5 protein-coding genes are annotated in these 4,413 nt (G+C 57.1%); 4 read left to right on the top strand and 1 reads right to left on the bottom strand.

The features are described 5' to 3' along the window. Together V7080_RS24335 and V7080_RS24330 are read left to right on the top strand one after the other, a co-directional pair. Positions 1 to 766: hypothetical protein (locus tag V7080_RS24335; RefSeq protein ID WP_334190962.1), on the top strand; the 766-nt coding region annotated here is incomplete at its 5' end. 12 nt (positions 767 to 778) lie between these two features. Beyond that, entirely contained in the window at positions 779 to 2,305 is a 1,527-nt protein-coding gene (locus tag V7080_RS24330) for a type IV secretory system conjugative DNA transfer family protein (RefSeq protein WP_334190961.1), read from the top strand. Between the two features lie 15 nt (positions 2,306 to 2,320). On the opposite strand, the gene V7080_RS24325 is transcribed toward V7080_RS24330, so the two are convergent. Next, a complete protein-coding gene (locus tag V7080_RS24325; RefSeq protein WP_334190960.1) occupies positions 2,321 to 2,863 on the bottom strand; it encodes a hypothetical protein in 543 nt (180 codons plus the stop codon). Between the two features lie 296 nt (positions 2,864 to 3,159). On the opposite strand from V7080_RS24325, the gene V7080_RS24320 reads away from it, so the two are divergent. Together V7080_RS24320 and V7080_RS24315 are read left to right on the top strand one after the other, a co-directional pair. Beyond that, positions 3,160 to 3,465 (top strand): hypothetical protein, encoded by a 306-nt coding sequence (locus V7080_RS24320; RefSeq protein ID WP_334190959.1) that lies wholly within the window; start codon positions 3,160 to 3,162, stop codon positions 3,463 to 3,465. Beyond that, on the top strand, positions 3,462 to 4,413 hold a 952-nt coding region (locus V7080_RS24315), incomplete at its 3' end, for a recombinase family protein (RefSeq protein WP_334190958.1). The genes V7080_RS24320 and V7080_RS24315, both read left to right, overlap by 4 nt.

Below are 4,413 nucleotides of genomic sequence, written 5' to 3'. Positions count from 1 at the left end.
GTACGAGATCGACTATGAAGCCGATGGCAACCGGCAAGCATTGTTGCCTTACCGCGATCCGCTGCCGCCGATTGTCGATGATCGACAATTCCGCAAGGCGCGCGGCAGTGTCCTGGGCGGCATGTTTTCGGCTTCGATCATGTTCCTGCTGCTGGTGCTGGCAGTCATACTTCTGGAAGTCTTTGCCGGGCCGCAGCTGCGCCCGTCATCGTTTCTGGCCATGTTCCACGGTCGGCAGATTGCCGAGAACAAGGCCTATGAGCTGGAAACGCAGGCGCAATATGATGCCTGGGCGCGGGAGGTCGAAGCCCGCACCAACCAGATCATCGAGCAGTACCGCGCCAAGACGCAGGCAATGCAGATGAACTATCAGGCCGTCTATGAACGGGCGCGGGTCTATTCTGCCGCCACGGCGGAAATGCAGAAGGACTATGTCCACCAGACCATGACGCAGACCCGCGCGCAAACCACGGGCAGCGAGCAGCTGGCGAATTGGGCGAACTTCTTCGCCGATATCTTCCGTCCCTTCGACCCGAAGCTGTCGGAGAGCTTTGAAACTTACTCGCAGGACGTGTCCGACCGCCTGCGGGCGAAGCTCGATGAGTCCGTCTCGAAGGGCGTGACCATCGACGTGGAAGGCTGGGATACCGGCCTGCCAACGCCGGATCAGATCAACCAGACCTATTCCGACATCAAGCCGCTGGAAATGCCGCCTCTGCCGCGCATGAGCCGTGACAAGCGCGGCGTCTATGTCGGCGAATACTGAGGGGGATGCCTCATGATTCGCTTCGAACAATTGCTGTTCGGTCTGCTGCCCCGGTTCTTCGGGGCAGTCTGGCAGTGGGATCGGCGGCAACGGGAAGAGGAAGCCCGGCAGCGCGCAGCGCAACAGGAGCACCTCATGGCCATTGCCGCTCCCTCCGGCAAGCTGGGCGATGGCAGGCTTGCCAGCATAAGGGATGCCGAAACGCGCAATCTGCTCGACGCCAATGGTCTCTTCCTCGGCGCGCAACAGCGCCGCATGCTGTTCTTCTCCGGCGAAGGGCATCTGCTGACCTATGCCCGCACGGGCAGCGGCAAGGGGCGGGACTATGTTCTGCCCAATCTCGCCCATATCCGCGACCGCTCGCTGCTGGTCGTGGATGTGAAGGACGGGGAGAATTGCTACGCCTCGCATAAGCACCGTTCTGACATGCTGGGGCAGCCCTGCATCTACCTCAACCCTTTCGGGCTGCTCGGCCTGCCAAACACCCGCATCAATCCGCTTCAGGTGCTGGTCGATATCGTCGCCAGTGGCGGGGAGATCGACACGCAACCGGACGAGATCGCGCATATTCTGATTCCGCCTGCCGCCAAGGGCGGCGAGAATGACTGGGTGCGCAAGGGTGCCATGCGGCTCCTGGCAACCCGCATGGAATATCTGGCCAATCTGGAGCCGCATAACTGCACGCTCGGCGGGCTGTGGCGCTACGTCAATTCATCCGTCCAGGACATGGAACGCGCCTTCAAGATGATGACCGCCTGCGGAATTGAGGGGATCGAACGCCGCGCCGCTGCCATGGCCACCACATTCGCCGATGCGCCAAAGCAGTTTGAGGCCTACAAGTCTGAAGCGATTGAGGCGCTCAACGCTTTTGAGGTCGGCAAGACGCTCGACCGTTCGACCAGCGCCCATGACTTTGACTTCGGGCGGCTGAAGCACGAGCCATGCACGGTCTATATCATCGCCCCAAGCGACAAGCTCTCGGTGATCGCGCCATGGATCAGCCTTGTGGTCAACCACGCGATTGAGACCATTGCCCGTGAACGCGGCCAAATCCGCACCTGTTTCCTGCTGGATGAATTCCCGCAATTGCCGCCTGCGCCCGCCGTGGTGAAGGCGCTCCAGCTCTATCGCGGGAAAGGCATCCAACTCTGGATATTCTCGCAAGGGCGGTATTCGCTGGAATCACGCTGGTCGAAAGACCGCGTGAAGGAGTTCGAGGATCAGGCCGCTATCTTCACCATGACTGGCGTTGAAGACCCGGAACTGCTGCGCGACATTGAAAAATGGTCGGGCAACAAGACCGTGGTGACGCAGGGACAGAATGTCGGCGGCGGTGCCGTGGAAAGCGCAGGTCGCAACCGGAGCGAAACGCGCCGTGCCGTTCTGCAAAGCGAGGATATCCGCCGGATCGGCGATGGCCGTCAGATTATCAAAGTGGCAGGCCTGCAACCGCTCTTCGTGTGCCAGCGGCTGCCGTTCTATACGGTCGCCCCGTGGAAAGATCAGATTGGCGATGTTCGGACGCTGCACATGGGCTGAAAACCTGTTGCTCGGTTAAGAAGCTTCAAGCTTTGCACACGCCATTTGCCGCCGATGAGCACAGCGCATTATATCATGACAGTTAGCGCGCAGACGATTTTCCAGTCGGCCCAATTCCGAGACCAGCGGCACTTCCAATGAAGGCCACGCCAGCAATACATGTCTGGCGAAATCTCTCACAGCGCATTGCGCACGTTCCAGAAAGATCACGTTATTGCGATGCGTCTCGGCTGCTGTGTTATAAAAATAGGGGTCGGGGTCGTCGGCCCTGGACAAATGACCATTGCATTCAAGGGTAAGCGCAAAGACGTCGCAGTAAGGAGAGCCATCGATACGGTTGCGCTTTGACGATATCCGAGCATTTGGATCAATAGAGTGAACGAGCTCGGCTGCGCGCGTCACGAATGTCTCAATAGGAACAAAGCGGTTGTGAACGTAATATGGATAAGTGGCATCGCTGTCATCTTCCAGATAATCGGTTGAATACACAGGCCACACCCTACCAGCTTTGTTCACTTCATCCGTTAAATTCAAAGAGTATTTATATTTCGCACCCATCAATCCTCGCTTGTTTTAGCGCTTTGATTACATAATTAAAATAATAAATCAAGCTTAATTTTGAAAAATCCCAATGCCATAAAGTTGATTAGTCAAATATATTGACAATTATCAACCTATTTTGATAATATTGAAGTATGTACTCATAGAAGACGCAAGGCGTCGTTGAGGCATGGGCGCGGGTAGAGACATAAGAACGCGAATGTTTCTCCCTAAACGGAATTGGATGCAGCGTAATTGATATCCCCGCGCCTCGACAATGAGGCGCTGTCGATTGGACAGCATGAGGGATGGACGTGTCACCGCTGACACCAGAAGAGATTTCCGAACTGCGCGCACTTGCTGGTCATGCCAGCATGTCCGAAGAGCGTTTTTCCGCATTGATCCGGTTCATGGATGCCGTGGTGATCGCCGCGATTGACATTCATTGCGGCAGGCATCCAGTGCAACTATCCATCGCACAACATGCAAACGCCTATTTTCAGGGGATTCCTGCTCATGCTAAAGTAGGAGCATCACTCGAACATGAAGCTGTTGACCTCGATGATGAGGGCGCGATTAACACCATAACAATCGGCCCGGAGGGGCAATTTGCGCCATGAGTAGAAAATCCAATCAGAAAGCTATTATTTACGCCCGTGTAAGCACCAAAAAGCAGGCTCAGGAGGGCAACGGCCTGACGTCGCAGGAAACCCGCTGCCGCGAGTATGCAGGCTTCAGGGGGCATGAAGTCATCGCCGTTTTCACCGACGATATGTCAGGCGGGGTCGCAACGCGCCCAGGCTTTGACGCGATGCTCAGATATATCCGTGCCAACCGTAAGAAGGGGCTGGTCGTCGTCATTGACGATATCAGCCGCATGGCGCGTGACGTGCGGGCTCACTTTGACCTGAAGCATGCGATCTTCAAGGCCGGTGCCACACTGGAATCTCCGTCCATTGAGTTTGGCGAGGATTCCGACGCGCTGTTTGTCGAGCATGTTCTGGCCAGCGCCGCACAGCATCAGCGCCAAAAGAACGGCGAACAGGCGCGCAACCGCATGCGGGCGCGCATGATGAACGGTTATTGGGTGCATCATGTCCCGTTCGGCTACAAATATGCCAACGGGAAAGAGGGCGGTCGCGTCCTTGTCCGTGACGAGCCTCTCGCCTCAATCATTGCTGAAGGCCTGAACGGCTATGCCGAAGGACGTTTCAACTCGCAGGCCGAAGTGAAGCGCTTCTTCGAGTCTCATGCGGAGTTTCCGCTGTGCCGTCATGGCTATCTGACCAACCAGCAGGCGCACCGCATTCTGACGCGGCCTGTCTATGCCGGGTACATTGAAAGCAAGGTTTGGGGCGTCTCATTCCGCAAGGCTGCGCATGAGCCGCTGATCTCGCTCGAAACCTTCGAGCGCAATCAGGCGAAGCTGTCCGGCAAGGCCTATGCGCCAGCGCGGGCCGATGTCAGCGAGGATTTCCCGCTGCGCGGCTTCGTGGTGTGCGGCGAATGCTGCCACCCACTGACGGCCAGCTGGTCCAAGGGGCGCAACAAGACCTACCCATATTATT

Source organism: Noviherbaspirillum sp. (genome assembly GCF_036846085.1).
Lineage (GTDB): Bacteria > Pseudomonadota > Gammaproteobacteria > Burkholderiales > Burkholderiaceae_D > Noviherbaspirillum.
Note: the sequence above shows the minus strand (reverse complement) of the source record. Positions and strands in the feature narration are given on the sequence as shown.